The organism is Marinobacter alkalisoli (assembly GCF_045449795.1).
Taxonomy (GTDB): domain Bacteria; phylum Pseudomonadota; class Gammaproteobacteria; order Pseudomonadales; family Oleiphilaceae; genus Marinobacter.
This window is the reverse complement of record NZ_JBJJLB010000032.1, coordinates 85,095-108,668: the sequence shown is the minus strand read 5'-3', so window position 1 is coordinate 108,668 and position 23,574 is coordinate 85,095. Positions and strand designations below refer to the sequence as shown.

General features: G+C 57.5%; 19 protein-coding genes. 9 read left to right on the top strand and 10 right to left on the bottom strand.

What is annotated here, in order from left to right; all coding sequences use genetic code 11:
* The first annotated feature begins 145 nt into the window (after positions 1 to 145).
* A complete protein-coding gene (locus tag ACJO3M_RS15580; protein WP_407002305.1) occupies positions 146 to 1,171 on the top strand; it encodes an NADP-dependent oxidoreductase in 1,026 nt (341 codons plus the stop codon).
* Positions 1,172 to 1,221: 50 nt separating this feature from the next.
* On the opposite strand, the gene ACJO3M_RS15575 is transcribed toward ACJO3M_RS15580, so the two are convergent.
* The 5 genes from ACJO3M_RS15575 to ACJO3M_RS15555 are packed head-to-tail and all read right to left on the bottom strand — an operon-like array spanning position 1,222 to position 7,135.
* Positions 1,222 to 2,187 carry an NAD(P)H-quinone oxidoreductase gene (locus tag ACJO3M_RS15575; protein WP_407002395.1) on the bottom strand — a complete coding sequence of 322 codons (966 nt, stop codon included), beginning with the start codon at positions 2,185 to 2,187 and terminating at the stop codon, positions 1,222 to 1,224.
* Between the two features lie 22 nt (positions 2,188 to 2,209).
* Complete coding sequence (locus ACJO3M_RS15570) at positions 2,210 to 3,349, bottom strand: tRNA-queuosine alpha-mannosyltransferase domain-containing protein (RefSeq protein ID WP_407002304.1); 1,140 nt, start codon at positions 3,347 to 3,349, stop codon at positions 2,210 to 2,212.
* 14 nt (positions 3,350 to 3,363) lie between these two features.
* Positions 3,364 to 5,094 carry an alpha-amylase family glycosyl hydrolase gene (locus ACJO3M_RS15565; RefSeq protein WP_407002303.1) on the bottom strand — a complete coding sequence of 577 codons (1,731 nt, stop codon included), beginning with the start codon at positions 5,092 to 5,094 and terminating at the stop codon, positions 3,364 to 3,366.
* A complete protein-coding gene (locus ACJO3M_RS15560; protein WP_407002302.1) occupies positions 5,091 to 6,314 on the bottom strand; it encodes a glycosyltransferase family protein in 1,224 nt (407 codons plus the stop codon). The genes ACJO3M_RS15565 and ACJO3M_RS15560 overlap by 4 nt, the downstream gene beginning before the upstream one ends.
* A 17-nt stretch (positions 6,315 to 6,331) precedes the next feature.
* Entirely contained in the window at positions 6,332 to 7,135 is an 804-nt protein-coding gene (locus ACJO3M_RS15555) for an HAD-IIB family hydrolase (RefSeq protein WP_407002301.1), read from the bottom strand.
* Between the two features lie 315 nt (positions 7,136 to 7,450).
* On the opposite strand from ACJO3M_RS15555, the gene ACJO3M_RS15550 reads away from it, so the two are divergent.
* Complete coding sequence (locus tag ACJO3M_RS15550; protein ID WP_407002300.1) at positions 7,451 to 8,905, top strand: protein adenylyltransferase SelO; 1,455 nt, start codon at positions 7,451 to 7,453, stop codon at positions 8,903 to 8,905.
* A 33-nt stretch (positions 8,906 to 8,938) separates the two neighbouring features.
* On the opposite strand, the gene ACJO3M_RS15545 is transcribed toward ACJO3M_RS15550, so the two are convergent.
* A complete protein-coding gene (locus ACJO3M_RS15545; protein ID WP_407002299.1) occupies positions 8,939 to 10,453 on the bottom strand; it encodes a fumarate hydratase in 1,515 nt (504 codons plus the stop codon).
* Between the two features lie 165 nt (positions 10,454 to 10,618).
* Here ACJO3M_RS15545 and ACJO3M_RS15540 point away from each other — a divergent pair, with 165 nt between their 5' ends.
* Positions 10,619 to 11,392: an enoyl-CoA hydratase gene (locus ACJO3M_RS15540; protein ID WP_407002298.1), complete on the top strand. Its 774-nt coding sequence runs from the start codon at positions 10,619 to 10,621 to the stop codon at positions 11,390 to 11,392.
* Between the two features lie 287 nt (positions 11,393 to 11,679).
* Entirely contained in the window at positions 11,680 to 14,445 is a 2,766-nt protein-coding gene (locus ACJO3M_RS15535; RefSeq protein WP_407002297.1) for a hypothetical protein, read from the top strand.
* A 112-nt stretch (positions 14,446 to 14,557) separates the two neighbouring features.
* Here ACJO3M_RS15535 and ACJO3M_RS15530 read toward each other — a convergent pair whose 3' ends face one another.
* Both ACJO3M_RS15530 and ACJO3M_RS15525 read right to left on the bottom strand, forming a co-directional pair.
* On the bottom strand, positions 14,558 to 14,911 hold the full coding sequence (locus ACJO3M_RS15530; RefSeq protein ID WP_407002296.1) for an EF-hand domain-containing protein: 354 nt from the start codon (positions 14,909 to 14,911) through the stop codon (positions 14,558 to 14,560).
* 111 nt (positions 14,912 to 15,022) lie between these two features.
* The gene (locus tag ACJO3M_RS15525; RefSeq protein WP_407002295.1) at positions 15,023 to 16,147 is read right to left on the bottom strand and encodes a CaiB/BaiF CoA transferase family protein; all 1,125 of its coding nucleotides are present in this window, start codon (positions 16,145 to 16,147) and stop codon (positions 15,023 to 15,025) included.
* A 173-nt stretch (positions 16,148 to 16,320) separates the two neighbouring features.
* Here ACJO3M_RS15525 and ACJO3M_RS15520 point away from each other — a divergent pair, with 173 nt between their 5' ends.
* Positions 16,321 to 17,340 (top strand): AraC family transcriptional regulator, encoded by a 1,020-nt coding sequence (locus ACJO3M_RS15520; protein ID WP_407002294.1) that lies wholly within the window; start codon positions 16,321 to 16,323, stop codon positions 17,338 to 17,340.
* A gap of 9 nt (positions 17,341 to 17,349) precedes the next feature.
* Here ACJO3M_RS15520 and ACJO3M_RS15515 read toward each other — a convergent pair whose 3' ends face one another.
* Positions 17,350 to 18,207 (bottom strand): hypothetical protein, encoded by an 858-nt coding sequence (locus ACJO3M_RS15515; RefSeq protein WP_407002293.1) that lies wholly within the window; start codon positions 18,205 to 18,207, stop codon positions 17,350 to 17,352.
* 5 nt (positions 18,208 to 18,212) lie between these two features.
* Positions 18,213 to 19,445, bottom strand: a complete 1,233-nt coding sequence (locus tag ACJO3M_RS15510; RefSeq protein ID WP_407002394.1) for a DNA recombination protein RmuC — start codon at positions 19,443 to 19,445, stop codon at positions 18,213 to 18,215.
* Between the two features lie 324 nt (positions 19,446 to 19,769).
* Between ACJO3M_RS15510 and ACJO3M_RS15505 the strand changes: the two genes are divergently transcribed.
* The 4 genes from ACJO3M_RS15505 to ACJO3M_RS15490 all read left to right on the top strand — a co-directional run bounded on the left by ACJO3M_RS15505 (position 19,770) and on the right by ACJO3M_RS15490 (position 23,564).
* On the top strand, positions 19,770 to 20,141 hold the full coding sequence (locus ACJO3M_RS15505; protein ID WP_407002291.1) for a hypothetical protein: 372 nt from the start codon (positions 19,770 to 19,772) through the stop codon (positions 20,139 to 20,141).
* A gap of 167 nt (positions 20,142 to 20,308) precedes the next feature.
* Positions 20,309 to 21,100: an ATP-dependent zinc protease family protein gene (locus ACJO3M_RS15500; RefSeq protein WP_407002290.1), complete on the top strand. Its 792-nt coding sequence runs from the start codon at positions 20,309 to 20,311 to the stop codon at positions 21,098 to 21,100.
* Positions 21,097 to 22,614 carry an inactive transglutaminase family protein gene (locus tag ACJO3M_RS15495; RefSeq protein WP_407002289.1) on the top strand — a complete coding sequence of 506 codons (1,518 nt, stop codon included), beginning with the start codon at positions 21,097 to 21,099 and terminating at the stop codon, positions 22,612 to 22,614. The genes ACJO3M_RS15500 and ACJO3M_RS15495 overlap by 4 nt, the downstream gene beginning before the upstream one ends.
* Entirely contained in the window at positions 22,614 to 23,564 is a 951-nt protein-coding gene (locus ACJO3M_RS15490) for an alpha-L-glutamate ligase-like protein (protein WP_407002288.1), read from the top strand. The genes ACJO3M_RS15495 and ACJO3M_RS15490 overlap by 1 nt, the downstream gene beginning before the upstream one ends.
* The last annotated feature ends 10 nt before the right edge of the window (positions 23,565 to 23,574 follow it).

Here is a 23,574-nt window from a genome sequence, read left to right as displayed (position 1 = left end):
GTATGTTCATTACTCGTCCTGAGCCTGCCCGATTATAACGATCAGGCCGAGGAATGTAACCCCGGGGATCCCGAGTTGAGAGGTTGACCTCAAACCCATTCTGCTGCACCCTCATCTGGTTTCATTATGCAACCGGAGGAAGTCAGTGAACGACTACAAGAACCATGCAATCGTGCTCAAACAGCGCCCCCAGGGCGAAATCCAGGATGGCGACCTTGTTATGGAAGAGCGCCCTGTTCGGCCACCCAACGAGGGAGAGGTGGTCGCCCAAGTCCTGTGGCTGTCGCTGGATCCTTACATGCGCCCGCGCATGAACGATGCCAAGGGGTACATGGACCCCATTGCCATTGATGAGGTGATCGTGGGTGAAAGCGTCGCGCGGATCGTGGAGTCCAACTCCGACAAGCTCAAGGTCGGCGACCTGGTCACCTGCTACTCCGGCTGGCAGGAATACGTGACCTTCCCGGCGGATGCGCCGATGGTTTACAAGATCAACCAGAAAGACAATGTGCCCCTGCAGACTTATCTGGGCGTAGCGGGTATGCCCGGTCGTACCGGCTACTGCGGCCTGATGTACGTGGGAAAGCCCAAGGCGGGTGAAACCGTGGTGGTGTCTGCCGCTTCCGGCCCTGTTGGCACCGTGGTTGGACAAACCGCCAAAAAAGAAGGCTGTCGCGTTGTCGGTGTGGCCGGCGGGCCGGACAAATGCGGTTTTGTGGTTGAGGAACTGGGTTTCGATGCCTGTGTCGATTACAAGGCAGGGAACCTTGATGAGGATCTGAAAGCTGCCTGCCCTGACGGCATCGATATCTATTTCGAGAACGTTGGCGGCGCGGTGACCCGCGCGGTCGCACCGTTACTGAACCCGGGGGCTCGCGTGCCTATCTGTGGTTATGTGTCGGCTTACAACGCCAGTGACATGGCGTCGGTCGAGACGCCTTTCCACGTCCTGAAAGCATTGGATCCGGTACCAGAGCACCGCTTTTTCCTGGTCACGGAGTGGCAGGACAAGCATCAGGAGATTACTGGAATTCTCGCTGACCGGATTGCCTCCGGTGAGCTGAAGTATCGGGAGACCATTGCCGAAGGGCTGGATAATGCCGTTGGCGCGTTCAAGGGGATGCTGAAAGGGCAGAACTTTGGAAAGCAGCTGGTTCATGTTTCGGACTGACCTGACGTGCCTGTGTCGGGTTACGCTTCGCTAACCCGACCTACTTTTCATCAGGCGCTGACTCTTAACAGCACTTTGCCGGTATTCCTGTTCTCGGCCACGTAGGCCATGGCTTCGGCGGTCTCTTCAATCGGCCAGTCCCGATCAATAATCGGCACAATCTGCTTCGAGCTCAGCAACGGCCAGACATGACGATAAAGGGCCTGCATGACCGCCCCTTTGACCGCCACTGGGCGTGACCGCAGGGTTGACCCAATCAGGCGATGACGTTTCACCAGCATCAGGCCAAGATCCACTTCGGCGGTCCGGCCACCCATCAGGCCAATCAATACGATTCGACCATCTGCGTTCAGGACTTTCTGGTTATCGCCGATGTAACTGCCGCCCACCGGGTCCAGCACCATGTCGATGCCACCCCATTTACGGACCGCATCCACGAACGAGCCGTTCGTTCGGTTCCAGATACCGGTCGCACCAAGCTTCTGACAGGCGGCCAGCTTTTCATCATCTCCGGCGGTGGCAAACACCGGATTCCCAAACGCGGTGGCCAGCTGTATAACCGCCGTACCCAGACCACTGGCGGCTGCGTGGAGCAAGACTTTTTCGCCGGGTTCCAGTCCCGCCTCCCGGTACAGATTCAACCAGGCCGTTGCGAACACCTCAGGCACCGCCGCAGCCTGCCTGAGTGACAGCCCATCCGGAATCGGCAACACCTGCACTGCCGGCACAATCACCTTGGTGGCGTAGCCGCCGCCGGTCAGCAGGGCACAGACTTCGTCCCCCGGACTAAAGCCGGTCACGCCCTCACCAACGTCAGCAATGGTCCCGCTCACTTCCAGCCCCAGGATGTCCGAGGCGCCGGGAGGCGGCGGATAAACGCCGGCCCTCTGCATCAGGTCAGCACGATTGATAGCGGTCCATGCCACGTCAATGCTGACATGGCCTTCTGGCAGTTCCGTGGGAGCGTCGCAGGCCTCCCAGTTCAGAGCATCGCCGACAACCTTGATCGCCTTCATCATATTCGCCCGCTCCGGTGGTTCATTCTTGATTGGTTGAGCATACCGCGTCACCGCCTATGGTGACATACATGGCATTGCGATAGCTGCGTTTCAATTCGGTAAGGCGCCATTCATGTGGAGGCGCCACATCCGGCTTCTTCTCCAGCAGCGACATCAGGGTGTCGGCCGCACAAACGGCTTCCCGCTGCGGATCATCGACCAGGCTGGTATAACGCTGGGAGGCAGGAACATACTCCGGATACGCCAGACGATCCGGCGCCAGGGCCAGGCAGCCAGAGGCCATGGCTTCCAGCATTGATAGCCCCTGAAAATCGTGCAGTGCCGTGGACACCACTACGTCGGCCTCATGCAACAGTTTGTCGTACGCTTCACGACTTTCCATATATCCCCAGCGCACAAGCCGGCTGCCATGGCGGTTCTGTATCTCGTCAAACACCCGGGGCTGGTTCCTGAACTGCTCTCCCACCACGCTGATGCGAAAATCCTGGCCCAGCTCCACCAGCCGGTCAAGCAGCAGTAACAGCCGGTCCGGCGATTTGTCGTACTCCCAGCGGTGATTCCACAACAAATGTGGGCAGGCGACGTTATGGGGAACGGCGCGTTCCCGGAACAGAGAGTCCTCTATCGGCACGGGAATCACGCTGGACTTGTGCCGTATCTGACGAATCACGCCATCGGGCAGGCCGTCAGGCAGCTTGTCGAGAAAGCCATAGGCTTCGTCCAGAAAGCTGTCCCGGTTCCACTCGCTGTTGAACACCACGCGATCCGCCGCAACCGCGCTGTACAGGTTGACCATCTTGGGCTCGGCACTGGAGTGCTGCCTGCCGGAATCCGGGTAGGCAAACTGGTTCTCATGCATGTAGAGCAAAGCCGGGGTACGGGCGAGATGGGGATGGAAGCCGCGAATGGACGCCAGATCCACCATGGAGGTGACCACCAACAGATCCCAGCTCTCCTGAAGGGATGGCTCCTGCAGCCAGGTCAGTGCGTTTCCGCGAATCCGCCAGCGAAAGAAGCGGGGCGGCAAGGCAAGCACGTGCCAGTCGAATGCCGGCTGGCTGGCGACCAGTTGTTCCCGCCAACGTTTGTGGCTGCCGGCATCGTAGGCGGACAGCAAAAGTACTCTTGGTGTTGACGATGGTAGTGGTTGCTCGGGCATGAGCGCATTCTGCCCTACTCCCGGTTCGACAGCCAGACGCTCTGGTAAGGCTTCAGCGTAAGAGAGCCGCTCAGGTCATCCACCCGCAGCCCGGAAATCAGGTCCACCCACTGGTCGGTGCCAATCAGGTTGATATCACTCAAAGCCACTTCCTGGACTTCATCGCTGATATTGTGGATGCAGAAAATGGACTGATCCCGCCGCATGCTCTGGCGCCAGAACCCAAACAACTGCAGCCCGAGATGGAGCGTGAACTGGGTGGCGTTGGGGTGGAACGCCGGCTGCCGGCGACGAATGGCAATCAGGCGTTTCAGCTCTTTGAATACCTCGCTGTGATGACTTCGCGGATTGGCCAGCTCACTTTCAATCGATTCGAGCTTCCACTGACCCCGATTGATGGAACGCAGGCGGCCCGTGTGCTCAGCCCGCTCGTAATCATTTTCGGTGGCCAGCAAACTGTGAATGTAGAAAGCCGGAATGCCCTCCAGCGCCAACATCACCGTATGGGCGCAGATGAAGCGCTGCAATTGCCAGTGATCGGCCCCACCTTTGACCGTGCCCTTGAGCGCATCGTACAACGCAATGTTGATCTCGTAGGGCTGGTCACGACCATCCTCCGTGCGGCGGTATGAGACCTTGCCGCCGAAGGACTCCATGGCATTGATCAGCCCCTGCTTCTCGTCTTCAGTCAGTAGGCCATCGGTGGGACGCAAACCCACACCGTCATGGGAAGCAATGAAATTCAGGTAGGTAGTGCCCATCTGCGCCGGCGGCATGCTCATCAGCCAGGTTTTCAGGTGCCTGCAATTCCCGGTCACCAGGGTATGGATCAGCAGCGGCGGCAGGGAAAAGTTGTAAATCGCGTGTGCTTCATTGGCGTTACCGAAGTACGTCAGGTTTTCCCGGTTGGGCACGTTGGTTTCGGTGATCACCACCGCCTTCGGACTATGATGCTCAATCAGCAGTCTGAGGATCTTGATCAGTTCGTGGGTCTGCTGGAGGTGGATAGAGGGAGTTCCCGGTTCTTTCCACAGGAATGCCACGGCGTCGAGCCGGAACATGACCACGCCGCGCTCCAGGTATTTGCGGATGATTGATACAAATTCGCTCAACACCCGCGGGTTGGCAAAGTTCAGGTCCACCTGATCCTCACTGAACGTGCACCACACGTAGCGTTCGCCGTCCTCCGTCATCACCGGGTTCAGCAGTGGCGATGTCCGAGGGCGCACCACCGCACTCAGATCGTCACTCAGGCTGGCTTCGAAAAAGTAATCCTTGCCCGGGTCCACGCGCTTGCGGAAATTCTCAAACCAACGGCTGCGGGCGGACATGTGGTTGATCACCAGATCCGCCATCAGCTTGAAATCTCCGGCGATACGCTCGATATCATCCCAGTTGCCATGGGATTCGTTCACCGCCAGGTAATCCATCACCGAAAAACCATCGTCGGAGCTGTACGGGAAAAACGGCAGGATATGGACCGCTGAAACCGTATCCGCCAGGCAATCGTTCAGAAACCCACGGAGCGTCACCAGCGGTTTCTCATCCGCCCTGCGCACCGTGTCTGCATAGGTAATCAGGACGATGTCCGATGCATCCCAGTTGTTCTGGTGCGCCAGCGGGGGCCCCTGGTTCGGCGCCAGCCCCATGGTTTTGAGCAGCTTTTCCGCAAGAAACCCACTGTCGAGATCGGGATAAACGACCTCCAGCATCCCCGCCAGCTTGGATTTCAGTGGTTCTTTCATGGGCGGAACTCCTCGTTATCCAGATCCACCGCCTCCATCAGTTGCTCCTTGATGTCCGGAATCGCACTTGCCACCCGGTTCCAACTGGGAATGAACGGTGTATCCATAGGATTATCGAGGAAATAGGCCCCGGCGCGCATCACATTCTGCGCAAACAGCTCCACGGCCTTTTCTTCCTTATGCCGATCAAAGGTCAGGCCATTGATGATGGCGTCATTCTGATAGGTCTCAACAAAATCCAGCGCGATCCGGAAATAGGTGGCCTTGATGGTGCGGAACTTCTCATTGGAGAAGATCTCGCCATTGGTGGCCAGCTTACGGAACAGCGCCTTGGAGATGTCCGTGCTCATCTTGGACAATCCACGGTTGGCATCTTCCGGCGACAGCTCCTGGTGTTTGTGATCGTAGGTATCGGCAATGTCCACCTGGCACAATCGGTTGGTGGCGTAGTTGCGCTTCATTTCAGACAGCACCCCCACTTCCAGCCCCCAGTCACTGGGAATGCGCAAATCGTTGATCACATCGGTGCGGAAAGAGAATTCGCCCGCCAGCGGGTAGCGGTAGCTGTCCAGGTAGTCCAGAAAATCATTGGGGCCACAGACTTTTTTCAGCGCCCGGATCAGCGGTGTTACCAGTAATCGGCTGACGCGACCGTTCATCTTGCTGTCCGCCACACGGGCGTAATAGCCTTTACAGAACATATAGTTGAACGCAGGATTGGCGACCGGGTAGATCAGGCGCGCCACCAGATCCCGGGAATAGGTCAGAATATCGCAGTCGTGCAGGGCCACGGATTTGCTGAGACCGGAGGCCAGCACATAACCAAAGCAGTACCAGACATTGCGCCCCTTCCCCATTTCCGTCGGCGCCAGATTCTGCTCACGGAGCTTGAGATCAATGGCACGCAGCCTGGGGCCATCGTTCCAGAGCACCTTGAAATTCTGAGGCAGCTCTGAAAAATACTCCATCGCGTAGCGATACTGAGCTTCGGTTGCCTGGTCCAGCCCGATCACAATCTGCTCCAGATAAGGCACCCTGGCCAGCTCGCTGACGATGTTTTTCAGGGCAGGACCTTCCAGTTCCGAAAACAGTGAGGGCAGCACCAGTGACATGGGGCGCTCCTTGCGAAAGTTCATCAGTTCCTGTTCCAGATCCTCCACCGGGCGGCGGGTCAGGTTATGAAGGGTGGTGACGATGCCGTTCTGGTAGAAATCGCCCATGGCTGAGTTCCTCTTGCTCAGTAACCGTACTCAAAAAGGATATTGAGTACGCATTCATTCCAGCCTTCAGGGCCGGGCTTGAGGGAGCGCATGGCGTGGCGATCCGAGGTCAGCTGCACCTGATCAGACAGAGCGCCGCGGATAATGACCGGAAGATTGACCGACTCCAGCATCCTCTGATCGTTGGGGCTGTCCCCCAGCGCGACAGTCAACAGGGATTCCCGACCATAGTGCTCCCGATATTTACTCAGCAAGAAACGGACCCCATCCGCTTTATCGAAGTTTCCCATGGCATGAAAAAAGCGCCCTCCCCGTACCAGGCGCAGGTTTTCCGCGGCCAGCTGTTCAGTAAAACACTCTCGCTCCTCTTCTGTGCCTTCCCATAGCAAAGGCTCTGTTCCCAGCCGGTCCTGGGCCTGCCCGGCGGAAGCCAGAGACAGTCCGGTGCAACGGGCCAGCTCCTCCGCCGACATGTCCGCGAAGCCCCGGAACCTGAAACCCTGTGAGCGCATATGCTGCAAGACCGCCAACACCTGATCCCGCGGTGCTCCAAAATGCACCAACTGCTCGGCCCCTGATCCAAAACAGTTCGCCGGAAGCACCACCGCTGCCCCATTTTCGACAATGAACGGGTCATGGATGTCCAGCGCGGCCCGGATATCGCGAATTTCCGGGGCTGTCTTGCTGGAATTGAGAATCACCGGGATATTTGCCCGCCGCAGCCGCTCCAAAGCGGGCTCCGCGGCCTGCCAACGGTAGGTGTCGTGGTCTAGCAGCGTGCCGTCCAGATCGGTGAATACCAGCAGGCGGGGCTTGGTCATGTCGTATCTCCGTCAGGCTGTTCGTAATCGAGGCAAGCCCAGGTTCTGGTCATCGGTCATGATTCCGAGGGCGCCGGGCATTCGCCCCTTTTTGGTGCATCGCCCAGACGCCGGGCCAGCGACTGAACATGCCTGGCCAGCGGTACAATGGCCTGTTCCCCTGTCCTCACGTAGGATGGTGGTAGGGATTCCCGATCCATCAGGGGCTGCAGTTTTGTCAGACGTTGTTGATCAGGCACGGTCCGGTGTCCCGAGAAAATTGTGTTTACATCATGATTTAGCATGTTTTGTACCAGTTGAGAGTATAAGCGTCCTATGAGCAACAACCGTTTTCGGGTGGAACATCGCTATCTGGAGCTGCCGGACAGCTTCTACACCCGGGTACAGCCCACACCGCTGAAAGACGCTCGCATGGCGTGCTTTAACCATGCGCTGGCGAAACAGATGGGCTTTCACAGCAACCAGCCGGAAGATTGGACCGGCGTGGGCGCCGGTACTGAATTACTGGAAGGCATGGACCCGGTAGCCATGAAATACACCGGCCACCAGTTCGGCATGTACAACCCGGACCTGGGGGATGGCCGCGGCCTGCTGCTATGGGAAACCATCGGTCCGGACGGACGGCGCTGGGACTGGCACCTGAAAGGCTCCGGCATGACCCCCTATTCCCGCTTTGGTGATGGCCGCGCGGTGCTACGCTCCACCATTCGCGAATACCTCTGCAGCGAGGCCATGCATGGCCTGGGCATTCCCACCACACGCGCGCTGTTCATGGTCAGCGCCCGGGACCCGGTCCGCCGCGAATCCATTGAGACCGCTGCCGCCCTGGTTCGCGTGGCCGAAACCCACATACGTTTCGGGCATTTCGAGTTCGCCGCTCACCACGAAGGCAAGGACACCCTGAAAACCCTGATGGACCATGTCATTGCCCTGCACTTTCCCCATTTGATCGGGCTGGCAGACAGCGAGCGCTACGCAAGGTGGTTCGAGGAAGTGGTCGAACGCACCGCGCGGCTGGTCGCCGACTGGCAGGCGGTTGGCTTCTGCCACGGCGTCATGAACAGCGACAACATGTCCATCATCGGCGACACTTTCGATTACGGCCCCTACGCGTTCCTGGATGATTTTGACGCCGGCTACATCGCCAACCACACCGACCAGGGCGGCCGCTACGCCTACAACCGCCAGCCGGAAATCGGCTTTGTAAACTGCCAGTACCTGGCCAATGCCCTGCTGCCCGTCATGGATGAGGACGGTGTCCGCCGAGGGCTGAAGCGATACGAAATCGCCTACAACGAACGCTTCCTGCAGAACATGCGGGACAAGCTCGGGCTGGCGCACGAGGACAGGTCAGACCTGCCGCTGATCATGGACACGTTCAGCATGCTCCACGAACATCACGTGGACTTCACCCGGTTCTTCCGTGGGCTGTCCAGCCTGACCACCAAAGGCACCGCGCCCATCCGCGACTTGTTTGTGGATCGAAGCGTGGCGGATCAATGGCTTGAGCGCTATCAACAACGCCTGGAAATGGAAAGCCGCGCCCACGACGCCCGTGAATACGCCATGCGCCAGGTGAACCCCAAATACATCCTGCGGAACTACCTGGCCCAGCAGGTGATTCAGGAAGCGCAGAACGGCGACTATGAGCCGATGAAGGAATTGCTGAAGGTATTGGAAAAGCCGTTCGACGAACAGCCGGAATTCGAAGGGTATGCGTCGCTTCCCCCGGACTGGGGGAAGCACCTCAACATCAGTTGCTCGTCCTGATCCCGGCCGGGATCAGGAACACGCGATCAGCGATCAGACTGCTTTGGCAGAAATGATCTTGTCGTGCCACTCCGCCGGACCGGTCTGGTGGACGGAGGACCCTGTGGAATCCACTGCCACGGTGACGGGCATGTCTTCCACCTCAAACTCATAGATGGCTTCCATACCCAGCTCTTCAAAGGCCACCACTTCCGCCTTCTTGATGGCTTTCGATACCAGGTAAGCAGAACCGCCCACGGCCATCAGGTACACCGCGCCGAACTCGCGAATGGCGTCAATCGCTACCTGACCACGCTCAGCCTTGCCGATCATGCCGGTGAGGCCGGTTTTCTCCAGCATGGTGCGGGTGAACTTGTCCATACGGGTGGCGGTGGTGGGGCCAGCCGGACCAACCACTTCTTCACGCACCGGATCGACCGGGCCCACGTAATAGATGAAGCGACCTTTCAGATCCACCGGCAGCTCTTCGCCGCGCTCGATCATGTCCACCATCTTCTTGTGGGCAGCGTCACGGCCGGTCAACATCTTGCCGGAGAGCAGCACGGTTTCACCCGGTTTCCAGTCTTTCACGTCGTCCGGAGTGACCGTATCCAGGTTCACGCGGCGAACGCTGTCACCCACTTCCCAAGTGATTTCCGGCCAGTCTTCCAGGCTCGGCGGAGTTTGCAGTGAGGGGCCGGAGCCATCCAGCACAAAGTGCGCGTGGCGGGTGGCGGCGCAGTTCGGAATGATCGCCACCGGCTTGTTGGCCGCGTGGGTGGGATAATCCTTCACCTTTACGTCCAGAACCGTGGTCAGACCGCCAAGCCCCTGGGCGCCAATACCCAGTTCATTAACCTTGTCGAACAGTTCCAGGCGCAGCTCCTCGGAGCGGTTGGACGCACCACGGGCCTGCAGATCATGAATATCGATCGGGTCCAGCAGGGACTCTTTTGCCAGCTCCATCGCCTTCTCGGCGGTGCCGCCAATACCAATACCCAGCATACCCGGCGGACACCAGCCGGCGCCCATCTGCGGCACCATCTTCAGGACCCAGTCCACCACCGAGTCGGACGGGTTGAGCATGGCAAACTTGGACTTGGCCTCGGAACCACCGCCCTTGGCCGCCACGTGGACATCCACGGTATTGCCCGGAACCATCTTGTAGTGGATCACCGCCGGGGTGTTGTCCTTGGTGTTGGCGCGCTTACCGTCCGGATCGGCGAGTACGGAAGCCCGCAGCACGTTATCCGAGTGAGTGTAAGCGCGGCGAACGCCTTCATTAATAATGTCGTCCAGTGGCATGTCGGCATCCCACTGCACATCCATACCGATGGTGACGAACACCGTCACAATGCCCGTATCCTGACAGATCGGCCGCTTGCCCTGGGCGCACATGCGGGAGTTGATCAGGATTTGCGCCATGGCATCCTTCGCCGCCTGGGACTCTTCTCTCTGATAGGCCTCATACACAGCCTGAATAAAATCTTTCGGGTGGTAGTAGGAAATGAACTGCAGCGCGTCCGCTACGCTCTCGATCAGGTCGTCCTGGCGAATTACGGTGGTCATAGGCGTCTCATCAGTTTTGGTTTATCGATGAAAAAATCGGAAGCGGGAGTTTACCAGAAAATGACCAGAGCGCGGCATCGGGCAGTTGATGAAAAACCGTGAAAAAAACCATGGAAAGAAGGTACCATCCTAACGAATAGATCAAGCAAGACAGCAGGAGACACCGTGACCGACCTCGTCCTCACTGAAAAAAACAAACAGGTACTGGTGGTCCGCATCAATCGCCTGGACCGGAAAAACGCACTCACCCACGCCATGTATACAGCCCTGGGTGATGCCCTTGAACAGGCCCACGCCGATGCGGATATCCGCTGCGTGCTGTTTACCGGCAGCGACGACTGTTTTACCGCCGGGAACGACCTGAGCGATTTCGCCCAGGGCCTGCCAGGCTCCTTCGAGGAAACCCCGGTCGGTCGCTTCCTGTTCCTGCTGGCGACGGCCACCAAGCCCGTTGTAGCCGCTGTTAATGGCCCCGCAGTCGGCATCGGCACCACCATGCTGTTGCACTGCGACCTGGTATTCGCTGGTAACAACACCCGTTTCCAGATGCCCTTTGCCAACCTGGGCCTGTGCCCGGAAGGCGGTTCCAGCCTGCTGCTGCCTTCGTGGATTGGCCGCGTCCGCGCAGCGGAATTGCTGATGCTGGGCGGCGCCTTCACTGCTGAGGACGCTGACCGCCTGGGTATCATCAACCGGGTATGCGAGCCGGAAGCCACTGAAGCCACCGCCCTGGAAACCTGCCACCAACTGGCCGCCCAGGCGCCGGCAGCTATCCGCGCCACCAAGGAACTGCTGAACCGCCCCACTCTGGAACAGCTGAAAGACACCATGATTGCAGAGGGAGCGCTGTTCGGCGAACGCCTCAAATCCGGAGAAGCCGCCGAAGCCTTCAAAGCCTTTATGGAGAAGCGGAAGCCGGACTTCACAAAGTTCGACTGACCCCCCTGAGCAAACTCGACAAACGCCTCCCCGCCAACTATTTTTCAAACAGGCCAAACTCCTTCCGTGCGGGGAGGCTCCAAAACGCCAGAATCACACTTTTGGCTGATCAACTGTTGCCATACTGTCGCTATAGTCAAAGTTACAGAAATTGGCACAGAGCGCTGGCTACAATTTCAAATAACCGTATTAGCAACACAGGCCTCTGACACAGGGTTTACCGGAGCAGACCGGCCCCGTCACCGGCCGACAATAACGACACAACAACAGGAAAAGGTTCCACACCCATGTTCAAGAAAACACTAATAAGTCTTGCCGTGGCGTCTTCCCTTGGTCTGACAGGGTGCTTCGATAGCGCCGGCTCCGGGAAGAATGCGAATCCGGATTATAAGATCAATAATCCCGCCATTGACGGGAAAACCTGGCCAGTTTTTAATCCGCTGCTGAGCCAGCTTCCTATTCCGAACGATCTGATTTTTGACTCTGAACAGGGTGACGGCACCTTTGGCGTTGCAGATAGCTCTCCGCCCGTTACGACCGCACTGAACGAACTGAGCGGCGCGTCTACCGTTGCTCCGGCGGTAATCCAGTTTAATGGACAGATTGATCCAGGCACCGTGGTTTACGGTGAGACCGTGTTCCTTCTTGAACTGGATTATGCCAGTGGCGATCCGGTACAAGGCCTGAGCATTGGCGAGCCACCGACCGTGGCTGGCCCAGCTCCCGCTCGTGCCGATGTTGAAACACTGGACGGCACATCAGCCATCCGCATCCTGCCGCTGCAACCGCTGAACCCGCGCAAGCGTTACATAGCAGTTGTGACCAAGGACATCACCGACATCAATGGCGAAGCCATTATTGCTTCACCCAGCTACAGCAACCTGACCGATGAAGAGCAGCCGCTGGGCAACGCTGCCCTGGCTCCGGTCCGGACGCTGATTAATAGCTTGTGGGAGCCGATTGCCGGCGCTGCGCTTGGCATTACTGATGAAGACATCGCAATCAGCTACAGCTTTACAACGTCGAACGATGAGAAGGTGCTGCAGTATATTGCTGAGCCTGCGGCTTGGTTTGCAGATCAACTGCTAACTTTCGTCAAGGTTTCTGCCGCAGAGGCTGCAATCGAAGGTGGTGCCTCTAGTTTCGATCAGGTAGACGCCACTGTTACCGGTGCCGTAACTGCTTTCCCGAGCGCGGAAATAAAAGGCGCTCTCGATCCGGGCGACCAATGCCCAGTCACTGGCGAAGATTTCATAAACTGCGTCGCACCGGGAATTGCTGCCCAATTTAGCCCACTACTCCCTACACCTACGCCTGATAACCGCAGCGCAGACGACTTTGATTTGGGCGCCCCAGAACCGGTTACGCTGGTATCTTCTGTTGCCGCATCAGTATATTCCTCTGTCGCTGAACAGATTGCCGCTGGTGGGGGCACGCCACCGGATGTATTGGCGGTTCAGGGGACCGTTTCTTTGCCCTACTACCTGGGAACGTCCGGATCGGAAATTTTGGCAAACTCCTGGCAAGCAGATGATTCTCTCGCCGGAGCGTTAAATGAAGCGTTTTCGGATCTCGGCTTGGTCATCCCACAGTCTGACACAAGCGTTTCCACCACGGTAAACTACGTTTTCCCGTTCCCCAAGAAAACTGCTGATGTTGATGTCCCAGCACTGATCATTTATCCAGCAACCGGCACAACAAATGGTGTTGTCATGTACCAGCATGGTATCACCACCGATCGCAGTGCCGCCCTAAGCTTCGGTACTGCCCTCGCAACCCTTGGCTACACAGTGGTAGCAATTGATCAACCTCTTCACGGCGTAGGCGCTTTTACCGAGGAAGATCAGGATACGCTGGCGACTCGCCTATTAGAGGCTGGGCAGGACGCAGGTTTGCCAGCATCCCTGGCACCCTCCGAGACCACCAACGCGGCCCTTATTGCAGGTCAACTAAACCTCAACTTCGTTATGCAGGCTCTTAGTCAAGATGAAGCTACCGCCCAAGCTACAATCGATGACGTGCTTACAGGCGGCACATCTGGTGATGCTGGCGTAGACATGGCCATCGGCTTCCTTGCTGGCGCTGAAAACTCCGTTGCCAATGCAGGGAGCACTTTACCTGGCCTTGCACCAATGGAAGGCAATGAACGCCACTTCGGCTTCTACTCACCAACACCAGGAACTGTTGACGCTATTGACTACGCCGCTGGCGAAGGCGACTCAGGAAGTATGTTTATCAACCTCCTGAACTTCACCAATAGCCGTGACAATATCCGCCAGAGTGCAGTGGATCAGATGAACCTGCGCGTCAGCCTGAGCGATCTCGATCTGTCAGGCATTGGAGGTGCAGACCTTAGCACCGCCCAGTTCAACTTCGCCGGCCACTCTCTCGGCACAATTACAGGTGCTCCGTTTGTAGCCAGCGTCAATGAAAACCAGCTGCCGGCAATTCTGGCAGGTGATCCTGCAGCGCCCGTGCCCTCCACCTATAACGATATCGCAGCAGTAAACATGCTGACACCAGGCGGCGGAGTCGTTCGACTGCTGGAGAACTCCCGCACCTTCGCTCCCCAGATCCTTGCCGGTCTTGGCCAGAGCGGTCTCAGCCAGGGCGATGCAAACCTCGAATCATTCCTGAACGTATTCCAGGCCACAATCGATACGGCTGACCCGATCAACTTCGTAGACAATCTGGCTGGCAGCACACCGACTTACCTGATGTCGGAAGTAGAAGCGGATACTGTCATACCGAATGCAGCCGATGAGGCTATCTGGGGCATACCTGCACTCTCCGCCACAATCCCTGCATCCGAAACAGGATTGCAGGTATCAGTGACCGTAGACAGCTTTAACGCGCCATTGGCTGGCTCACGTCCTCTTAGCCTGATGTATGCAGATGGCATCGCTGACGCACTGTACGCCACATATACGCAAGCTGACTTCCCAGCTGGCGAAGGGGAAGACCCACTGAATCACGGTACACCGGTTTCAGCTTCCCCTGCAGCTGCGTTCTCTCAGATGGTTCAGGAGGCTGCCGCAACGTTCACTCCGTAACCTGAAAATTAAAGCTCTAGAACAAAAAAGCCCCCGGATTTCCGGGGGCTTTTTCGTTCATACCGCTTAATATTAGATGTCATACTCTGAAGATCTAACTTTCACAAGCCACCTACTCCATCTGCTCAAACTCATCCTGAGTTAACTGGCCATCACTGTCCCGATCCAGCTCCATCATCATGTCGCGAGTATCCTGACCTGACATGGACTCCTCGTCGGGGTTACCGGCTGCGGTGCTGCCGTAGACGTTCAGTTCGTCCTCGGTGAGGACACCGTCCTGGTTGGCATCAAGCTCCTCAAAGGATTTGGATTGCAGACCGTGCCCTGTGGTTTCGCTTTGTTGCATTTGGTCACCGCTGCCCTCCATTGCATCTTTTTCCATCTCGTCGGAACCGGCAGCGTAAACGGCCGGAATGCAGAGCGCCATGGACATCATGGTGGCAAGGCTCAGGGTTTTAATGCTCATCAGACACCTCCTTGATCATTTTTTGATCTATGGTTGACTGCATTTTCAATTAAGAACCCAATTTCGATAAAACGCCAATGACGCTTTAGTAACCTGCGGGCAACGCTTAGTTCAGGAAAGAATAGCGTCGTTATCCGCTCCCAGCTTCCTGCCTACATACTTTGCGGAACACGGGGTCTGACTGAACTTGATGGGGTAGCCAATCTGCCTTTGTTCACTGCCATCTTCCCGGTCCACACCGATCACCATTCCCCTCTCCTTTAATTGGGGATGCTCCGCCGCCTCGGAGATGGTCAGTACCGGTTCCACACACGCGTCCTCGTCCGCAAAGATCTCCTGCCATTGCGCCAGTGTTTTTTCGGCAATTGTCTCTTTCAGGGCCGCTTTCATTTTTTGCTGGTGTTCCGGGTTCTGGCTGAGGGCAAAGCTCTTTATATCGGGCAGACCCAGGGTGTCGCACAGGCGTGATGAGAACTGGGGCTCCAGGCTGCCGACGGACAGCCAGCGGCCATCGCTGGTCTGGTAGTAATCGTAGAAACTGCCGCCATTAAGAAGGCTGCTTTCCGGTTTCTGTTCCTGCCCCCCGGCCAGGCAGGCGGCGCCGGACATGGCGTTAAGAGCGAAGGCCGCGTCGGTCATGCTGATATCGACAAACTGTCCTTCCCCTGTCTGCTGGCGGTGAACAACCGCCGCAAGAATCCCCATCACCGCATGATGGGAGCCGCCGGCCACATCCGCAATCTGGATGCCCATGGGCGGTGGGCCGCTGTCCGCACGGCCACAATGGCTGGATACACCGGCCAGGGACAGGTAATTGATGTCGTGGCCCGCGCGGTTTTTATAGGGGCCAGTCTGGCCATAGCCGGTGATGGCGCAGTAAATCAGCTTCGGGTTAATGGCCTTGAGGGTGTCGTAGCCAATACCCAGGCGGTCCATCACGCCCGGACGGAATTGCTCAATGACGATGTCGAAGTCCTGCACCAGTTCCTTGATAACGTCGGCACTGCCCTCTTTCTTGAGGTCGATGCCGAGGGACCGCTTACCGCGGTTCAGATACGCATGGGCGGTGCTGGTGCCGCCGTCGTGGGGCGGCATGACCCGGGTCAGCTCCATTCGGTCCGGCGCTTCCACACGCAGCACCTCCGCCCCCATGTCCGCCAGCAGCATGGTGGCGTAGGGTCCGGGCAGCAGGGTGCTGAAGTCGAGCACTTTCAGGGATGTCAGTGGGCCTGGCATGTTGTTCTCCTTGTTGGTGGTTACTTCTATGCTGACGTTTTTTTCCGATGGGGCCAACTGCGGGTTCCGTCATTCCAATTGGCCATTTCTTCCAGCTTTTGAGATGCCTGCAGGTTGCATTGTAGCCGGGGGGTTTTATGATGGGCTTCGTTTTCCAGGAAATAGCGAGTGGCATGTCAAACCTGACGGTTTCCCGGCACTTTGTTGAGGCATCCCTGATTGGCGCGGAGCGCGCCGGCTATGACACCCGAGATATGCTGCGGGAAGCCGGCATCTCGCCGGATCTGCTGAAAATAGAGATGGCCCGGGTCAACAGCGACCAGTTCAGCCGGCTGATGCAGGTCATCTGGAGCCGTATGGACGACGAGTTCATGGGCTTCGGGCCGAGGCAATGCCGTGCCGGCACGTTCGCCACCATGTGCGCCCTGGTGATTGACTGCCCCAACCTGGAGGCGGTCTACCGGCAGGCGTTCCAGTTCTCTCGCCTGTTCGAGCCCATGGTGTCCATGGAACTGGAAGTGGATGACCAGGTGGCCCGTCTGGTAACGGTGATTGAGGGGGACATTAATGATCCCCGGTATTTCATGCGGGAAAGTCTGCTGGTGATCTGGCACCGCCTGGGTAGCTGGCTGGTCGGCCAGCCGGTGGAGTTGCTGAAGGCTGAATTCGACTACCCCCGCCCCGATCATGGCGATGAATACCGCCACATTTTTCGCTGCCCACTGGCATTTGAGGCCGAACGCACCACTCTCACCTTCGATAAGCGGTTTCTGTCAGCGCCGGTGATCCGCGACCGGCCGGAAATGCAGCAGTTCCTCAAGACATCCCCGGCGGATCTGCTGTCACGACCGGATGAAAGCAACACGTTCACTGGCCGGATTCGCGCCCTGATTGGCCGCGACTTCTCCAAACCCCTGCCGGATTTCGAGTGGATTGCCGCCGAACTGCACACCAGCCCGCAAACCCTGCGCCGACGACTGAAGCAGGAAAACACCTCGTTTCAGGAAATAAAGGATCTGCTGCGACGGGACATGGCGATTTACTATCTGGGCCGGCAGGATCTGCCGATCAACGACATTGCCACCAAGGTGGGGTTCACGGAACCATCCACCTTCCACCGCGCCTTCAAGAAGTGGACAGGGGTCACCCCCGGCGCCTATCGCGAGGGTGAACGGAGCAGCGCCGGGGAATAGCGGTGCTGATTAACCCGGGGTCTGGAGCGTCTTGATCAGGCGGCCCAGGGTGCTGGCAATCTCTTCGGCGCGGTCACGGTTTGGCCCAAGCTTCAGCAACCTGGAGCCATCCCTGGGGTCATACACCCAGCAGGTCCCGGCGGAAGGCTGACAGTCCCACTCAACCTGGGGGCTGATGCCGTATACGTTGATGGACTGGGTGTTTTTGGTGATCCGCTCGTCATCTTCCCTGCTGGATTCCTGAACTTCGATCTGGCTGTTGCCGGACGCGATCTGGTAACTCACATCCGCGGGCACGTCGAGCCTGACCACCCGCTGATCGGCCCGCCACCCTGCCACTTCCAGCAGGCTGTTCAGGTGAAGGGTCAGCGCTTCCCGATCGGAATCCACCAGGTACAGCTTGCGCAGGTTCGCCAGCTCCTGCTGACCGGCAGGCTCAATGATAGCGACCGGCTCTCTCTTACTGACCTGGTTCTGGTCTTTACTCGCACGTTCCTTGCGGGACTTCTCAATGGCGGTGATACGCTTAAGCGCATCCCGATAATGGCTGCCTTCGGATCCGGCACGGGAAACGTATGCCTCCAGAGCCGATTGTGCTTCATTAAAGTGAGAGGATTCCTGCATGACGCGGCCGCGGAAATAGTAATAGTCCACGGGCTTCTCTCCCTCCAGACCCTGGAGCCGGTTGAGGTATTCTCCGGCCTCGCCCCAGTTCTTGGCGGCAACGGCTTCCTCGGTGGCCAGCATCAAGCGGCGGACTTCGTGCTCCGGAGCCAGGGATGTGGCCTGGGCGCCGATGCTTGCCAGCAACGAGGCCAGCACCAGACTACGAGCCAAGTTGCGCCCCGTTTGGGATGTTTTTTCCATTACCTCTACTCCTGCTCACTGTCGGCAAATTCACCAGGATCCACTTCGGCCTGATCCATGATGGCCTTTGGTAGTTCTTTTTTAACACGAACCCCAAGCTCCACAAAGCGATTCGCCTGTGAAACCAGGTTTCCCCGCCCCCGGGTCAGGGTATTCATGGCGGCATCGTAACTGCCCTGCGCCGTATGGAGCTGGGCCCCAAGCTTTTCCATCGACTCCACGAAAACCCGAAGCTTGTCGTACACCGCACCGGCCCGCTCGGCTATGCGCTCGGCATTCTGGCTTTGCCGTTCATAACGCCAGATATTCTCGATGGTGCGAAGGGTAGCCAGCAAGGTGGTTGGTGTTACTACAATAATCTTTCGTTCGAAGGCTTCTGCGAAGAGGTTCTCGTCCTGCTGAAACGCCGCCACAAATGCTGGTTCAATGGGCATGAAAAGCAGGACAAAATCCGGGGAGTGAAGACCGTTGAGCTGACTGTAGTCTTTCTCACTCAGGGTGCGGATATGGGTACGAACAGCCTCTACGTGTTGCCTGAGCGCCTCTGCTTTAACGCTGTCATCTTCTTCGTTGATCCACTGTTGGTAGGCCACCAGCGACACTTTGGAGTCCACCACCAGATTGCGGTTATCCGGCAGGTGCACCACCACATCCGGGCGCAGCAGCTGGTTGTCACCATCCCGGTAACTACCCTGAGTCTCGTATTCAATACCCTTGCGCAACCCTGAGCGCTCCAACACCCGCTCCAGTATCAGCTCGCCCCAGTTACCCTGAATCTTCTTGTCGCCTTTCAGAGCGCGGGTAAGACTAGCAGCCTCTTCGGTGATTTGTCGGTTAAGGTCCTGTAAGGATTTGATTTCGCTGCGCAATGCCTGCCGGTCCCTGGTTTCCGAGGTGTAGACATCCTCCACGCGCTTGCGGAAGTCCTGAAGCTGGTCGCGGAATGGGTTAAGCAGGGTATCCAGACTGGTGCGGGTCTGCTGACTGAAGCGCTCGCTTTTCTGCTCGAAAATGCGGTTGGCCAGGTTTTCGAACTCCTGCTTCAAGGCATCCCGGTTGTGCTCCAGCAGCGCCAGTTTCTCCGAGCTGGCACGCCGCTCGCTGGCAAGGTTTACCTCGTACTCACGCAACTGCACCCGGGCATTTGCCAATTCCTCCCCCAGCGATTCCGCCCGCCGCTGTTGCTCGGCTTTCTCTGCCTCAAGCTGACGAATCCTGATGCGGTTGCTGCGGACCATCAGCGTAACCAGAAAACCAACCAACACCACCAGAAACGCAACAATACTGAAAACCACTGGCTGATTCCGGATGATGTCTGCAAAGGCTTCGGGCACATTTTCCTCCTGTTGACTGGAACCTTTTTCGTTCAGGCGCGTCCTGATGAATACCCTGAACGCACAAATCGTGACTGCTTGGCAAAACGGGGGATGACTTTGCATCCACCTATAGACTCGAGTCGTAATATAAACTAAAAGAGTAAAGTGTTCTGTCGAACCGGCGGAATTACCGGTTTTTAACCGGTGATCGGGGTTCCGGAGCGATAAGAGGAGTGGGCATTAATCATGTTGAAAGAGCTCTGGAGAAAACTGGGATCAGAGTTTTCCCGATCCGGCTACGCAGGAGGCCAGGGCTGTGGGGCTGACGATGCTCCGGGCAACAGTTTCCGTCTCCTTCCCCACATCACGCATACCGGTGAGTTCCACCTGGAGCGGCTAACGGCCTTGCTGAAAAGCCGTTACAACAAGTCCTTCAAGCAGTTAGACGAAACTGCTGATGAAGGTATCCGGGACCTCATCCGTTTCGCATCCCGCATTCAGGATCAGGATATCCAGCGGGAATTGCTGCTCTTTTACCTGAACTGTTCCCCGGCGATTCAGGAATACCTGCGCTCCGAAGATGTGTTCGACCACCAGCACTTCCTCAACAAAGCCTGAAAAACAGCACAAACCGTAAAAATTTCCTACCCTTAACCAACTGTAAAGCAACCACACACATCGGTTGTTGTATACTCCCTCTGCGAGTATCTTACTGCGGATATTTGCAGGTCTTCATGGCGAACCCAGGCTGATAAACTATTGGTTCGCAGGTTCAGGGGTTATAGATGTTCTCAAAGCGTTTTCGATGCGGGAAGCCGCTGGCTGGTCTCGCTATTCTGTTTGTATTGTCAGGCTGCTCCGCGGACCGCTATTTAATGGTGCCCAAGGAAAATCTGGACAAGCTCAACGGTTCTGTTCAGTCCCAACGCGCTACGCTGGTTACCATGGAAGGGAATGCGGCGTCCCGCCACGAAAAACTGGTAGACCTCAATAACACCTCTACCAAAAGCATTCTTGAAGCCATTGAACAGAAAATCGAAAAACCCAAGTGCCCGGTGGTCACCGCGCAGGCTTGCCCTCCTGTCAGGGATCAGCGGGACAAAGGTCGTGCGGACCGTTTGAAAGGTAAGGTGATCGTTGGTGAACTTGAAAAGTTCTACCTCGCCGGTCCCGGCCTGGTTTATAACGCCCGCATCGACAGCGGTGCGGAAACATCTTCCATTGACGCCCGCAACGTGACCAAATTCGAACGGGACGGTAACAACTGGGTTCGTTTTGATGTGCCAGTGCCAGACAGTGATCAGTACGTCACCATGGAAAAGGAAGTTTCCCGCCGCGTGAGAATCATCCAATCCAGCGCGGATGAAGCAGATCGCCGTGTGGTTGTCGAACTGCAGTTTGCCATCGGCGACCACCAGCAGGTGGCGGAATTTACACTGACGGACCGTCAGCACCTGTCGCACAATGTTCTGATCGGACGAAACGTTCTCCGCGATGTGATGTTAATCGACGTCGGCAAGGAGTTCTCCACCAAACTGCCAGAATCCCTCACCAAAAAGAACGGGGATGATTCGTGAATACCCGCTCCCGAATTCCATTTTTCTCTGCCATTGCTCTGCTGATCCTGGCGGGGGCCGCCCTTGCCATCTGGCGCCATGTTGAACTGGGCATTCCCTGGTTTACCGGTGAGCAACACCCAGTCTGGATGGTTGAAGCGAGAGTTGACTTCGACGCCGCCGACCAGCCAGTGCTGGCCAGCCTCAACATTCCCGAGCAGTCCCCGGGGTTTCGGATACTTTCCGAACAGGCGGCATCTCCGGGGTATGGCTTCTCGGTAGTCGAGAAAGACGGGAGCCGTCGGGCGGAATGGAGTAAACGGGACGTCACCGGCCCGCAAACGCTCTACTTCAAGACCCAGTTTATTCCCGACCCGAATGCGAACCGGGACCGCCCCCGCCGCGCACCCAAGCCCATGGCCGTATTCTGGGAAGAACCACAGGCTACCGCCGTGCGGGAGATTCTCCAGCAGGCAGAGGAGCGCTCGAGCACCGCCGAGAGCATGACCCGGGAGCTGATCCGCCTGATGCAGCCTGATGCCCAGGCACAGAACACGACATTGCTGGTGTCCGGAACCAATTATCTGGATCTCCTGGTCCGGATGCTGAATCACGCCGGCATACCGGCCAGGACCGCCGATGGCCTCAAACTGGAAGACGCCCGCAGGCGCCAGGGACTGACACCTTTCCTGCAAATCTATAACGGTGACGAATGGCTGACCTTTGACCCCCGCTCCGGCGAGCAAGGGCTCCCGGAGGATATCCTGCTGTGGCGTCAGGGCGCCGAATCACTGCTGGATGTGATGGGTGGCGGCAACTCCACCGTCAGTTTTTCAATTCTGCGCCAGACCATCCCTGCCCTGCAGTTGGCAGCCATGCAATCTGAGGAGAACGGCTTCGGGTTCCTGAGCCTGTACCAGCTTCCAGTCGAAGAACAAAGTATGTTCCGTATGCTGCTACTGCTCCCGCTGGGCGCTCTCATGGTTGCCTTCATGCGTATTGTCATTGGCATTCGTACCTCGGGTACCTTCATGCCAGTGCTGATTGCCGTGGCGTTCGTCCAGACCAATCTGCTACCGGGGCTGATCGCGTTCACATCGGTGGTTTCCATTGGTCTGCTGATGCGCGGGTACCTGTCCAGCCTGAACCTGTTATTGGTTTCAAGGATTTCCGCCCTGATTATCCTGGTGATATTTATCACGGCCGGCCTGAGTATTGTGGGCTACCAGATGGGGTTCAACACCGGCATGACTGTGACCTTCTTCCCGATGGTCATCATCGCCTGGACCATTGAGCGCATGTCCATACTGTGGGAAGAAGAAGGAGCGCACGAGGTATTCGTGCAAGGTGCGGGCAGTCTGTTTGTGGCTGTGTGCGCATTCCTGGTGATGGATGCGCCGCTATCCCGGCACCTGACCTTCAACTTCCCGGAACTGCATTTCGTCGTGCTGGGCCTTATCCTGCTGATGGGTCAGTACACCGGCTACAAGTTGAGTGAACTTCGTCGCTTCACACCGATGAAGGCTTACGATTGATGGATTGGATATCGCCCCGCGCCCTGACCCGGATGGGCATGCTCAACATGAACCGGCGAAATGTCGATTACATTTCCCGGTACAATGAGCGAACCGCCTATCCGCTGGTGGACAACAAGCTGAAAACCAAGCTGGTAGTAGCCGAGTACGGCGTCAAAACCCCCAAGCTGTTGCAGGTGGTACGCCAACAACACGAGATTCCCCATTTCCGCGACATGGCGGACGAGCTGGCGGGCTTCGCCATAAAGCCCGCCAAAGGCTCCGGCGGCAAGGGCATCACAGTCATTACTGGCCGTGACGAGCAGGAGTTCATCAAAGCATCCGGCGCCAGGGTGCCCACAGCTTACCTGGAACGCCACCTGTCCAATATCCTGGCCGGCCTGTATTCCCTGGCAGGGACGCCCGATGTCGCGATTGTCGAGAACCTGGTGCAGTCGGTACCGGAACTGGCCAAATACTCCTTCCAGGGCGTTCCGGACATTCGCATTATCATCTTTCAGGGGTACCCGGTTATGGCCATGCTCCGGCTGGCCACCACCGCCTCTGATGGCAAGGCTAACCTCCACCAGGGCGCAGTAGGCGTAGGCCTGGACATTGGCACGGGAAAAAGCCTGAACTCTGTGCAGTTCAACCGTCCGATCACCCTCCATCCGGACACGGGCCTTGCCCTGGAAAACATCAATATTGACGACTGGGAAGAGATGCTGACCATGGCCTCACGGTGCTATGAAGCAACCGGACTCGGCTACATGGGGGTAGACCTGGTGGTGGATATAAATGAGGGGCCGTTGCTACTGGAATTGAACGCACGCCCGGGGCTGGCCATTCAGATGGCCAATGGCAGAGGCCTGTTGCCGCGACTGCGCACGATTGAAAGCCTCAAGAGACATCATTTCACCCCGGAGGAGCGAGCCCGCTTCGCCATAGAGACTTTCGCCAGTGAGCGATAGCAGACTGGGC

Coding starts and splice junctions, on each gene's coding strand:
- ACJO3M_RS15575 (WP_407002395.1), bottom strand. CDS start 2,187: ATGAAGGCGATCAAGGTTGTCGGCGATGCTCTGAACTGGGAGGCCTGC.
- ACJO3M_RS15570 (WP_407002304.1), bottom strand. CDS start 3,349: ATGCCCGAGCAACCACTACCATCGTCAACACCAAGAGTACTTTTGCTG.
- ACJO3M_RS15565 (WP_407002303.1), bottom strand. CDS start 5,094: ATGAAAGAACCACTGAAATCCAAGCTGGCGGGGATGCTGGAGGTCGTT.
- ACJO3M_RS15560 (WP_407002302.1), bottom strand. CDS start 6,314: ATGGGCGATTTCTACCAGAACGGCATCGTCACCACCCTTCATAACCTG.
- ACJO3M_RS15555 (WP_407002301.1), bottom strand. CDS start 7,135: ATGACCAAGCCCCGCCTGCTGGTATTCACCGATCTGGACGGCACGCTG.
- ACJO3M_RS15550 (WP_407002300.1), top strand. CDS start 7,451: ATGAGCAACAACCGTTTTCGGGTGGAACATCGCTATCTGGAGCTGCCG.
- ACJO3M_RS15545 (WP_407002299.1), bottom strand. CDS start 10,453: ATGACCACCGTAATTCGCCAGGACGACCTGATCGAGAGCGTAGCGGAC.
- ACJO3M_RS15535 (WP_407002297.1), top strand. CDS start 11,680: ATGTTCAAGAAAACACTAATAAGTCTTGCCGTGGCGTCTTCCCTTGGT.
- ACJO3M_RS15530 (WP_407002296.1), bottom strand. CDS start 14,911: ATGAGCATTAAAACCCTGAGCCTTGCCACCATGATGTCCATGGCGCTC.
- ACJO3M_RS15525 (WP_407002295.1), bottom strand. CDS start 16,147: ATGCCAGGCCCACTGACATCCCTGAAAGTGCTCGACTTCAGCACCCTG.
- ACJO3M_RS15520 (WP_407002294.1), top strand. CDS start 16,321: ATGTCAAACCTGACGGTTTCCCGGCACTTTGTTGAGGCATCCCTGATT.
- ACJO3M_RS15515 (WP_407002293.1), bottom strand. CDS start 18,207: ATGGAAAAAACATCCCAAACGGGGCGCAACTTGGCTCGTAGTCTGGTG.
- ACJO3M_RS15510 (WP_407002394.1), bottom strand. CDS start 19,445: ATGGTCCGCAGCAACCGCATCAGGATTCGTCAGCTTGAGGCAGAGAAA.
- ACJO3M_RS15505 (WP_407002291.1), top strand. CDS start 19,770: ATGTTGAAAGAGCTCTGGAGAAAACTGGGATCAGAGTTTTCCCGATCC.
- ACJO3M_RS15500 (WP_407002290.1), top strand. CDS start 20,309: ATGTTCTCAAAGCGTTTTCGATGCGGGAAGCCGCTGGCTGGTCTCGCT.
- ACJO3M_RS15490 (WP_407002288.1), top strand. CDS start 22,614: ATGGATTGGATATCGCCCCGCGCCCTGACCCGGATGGGCATGCTCAAC.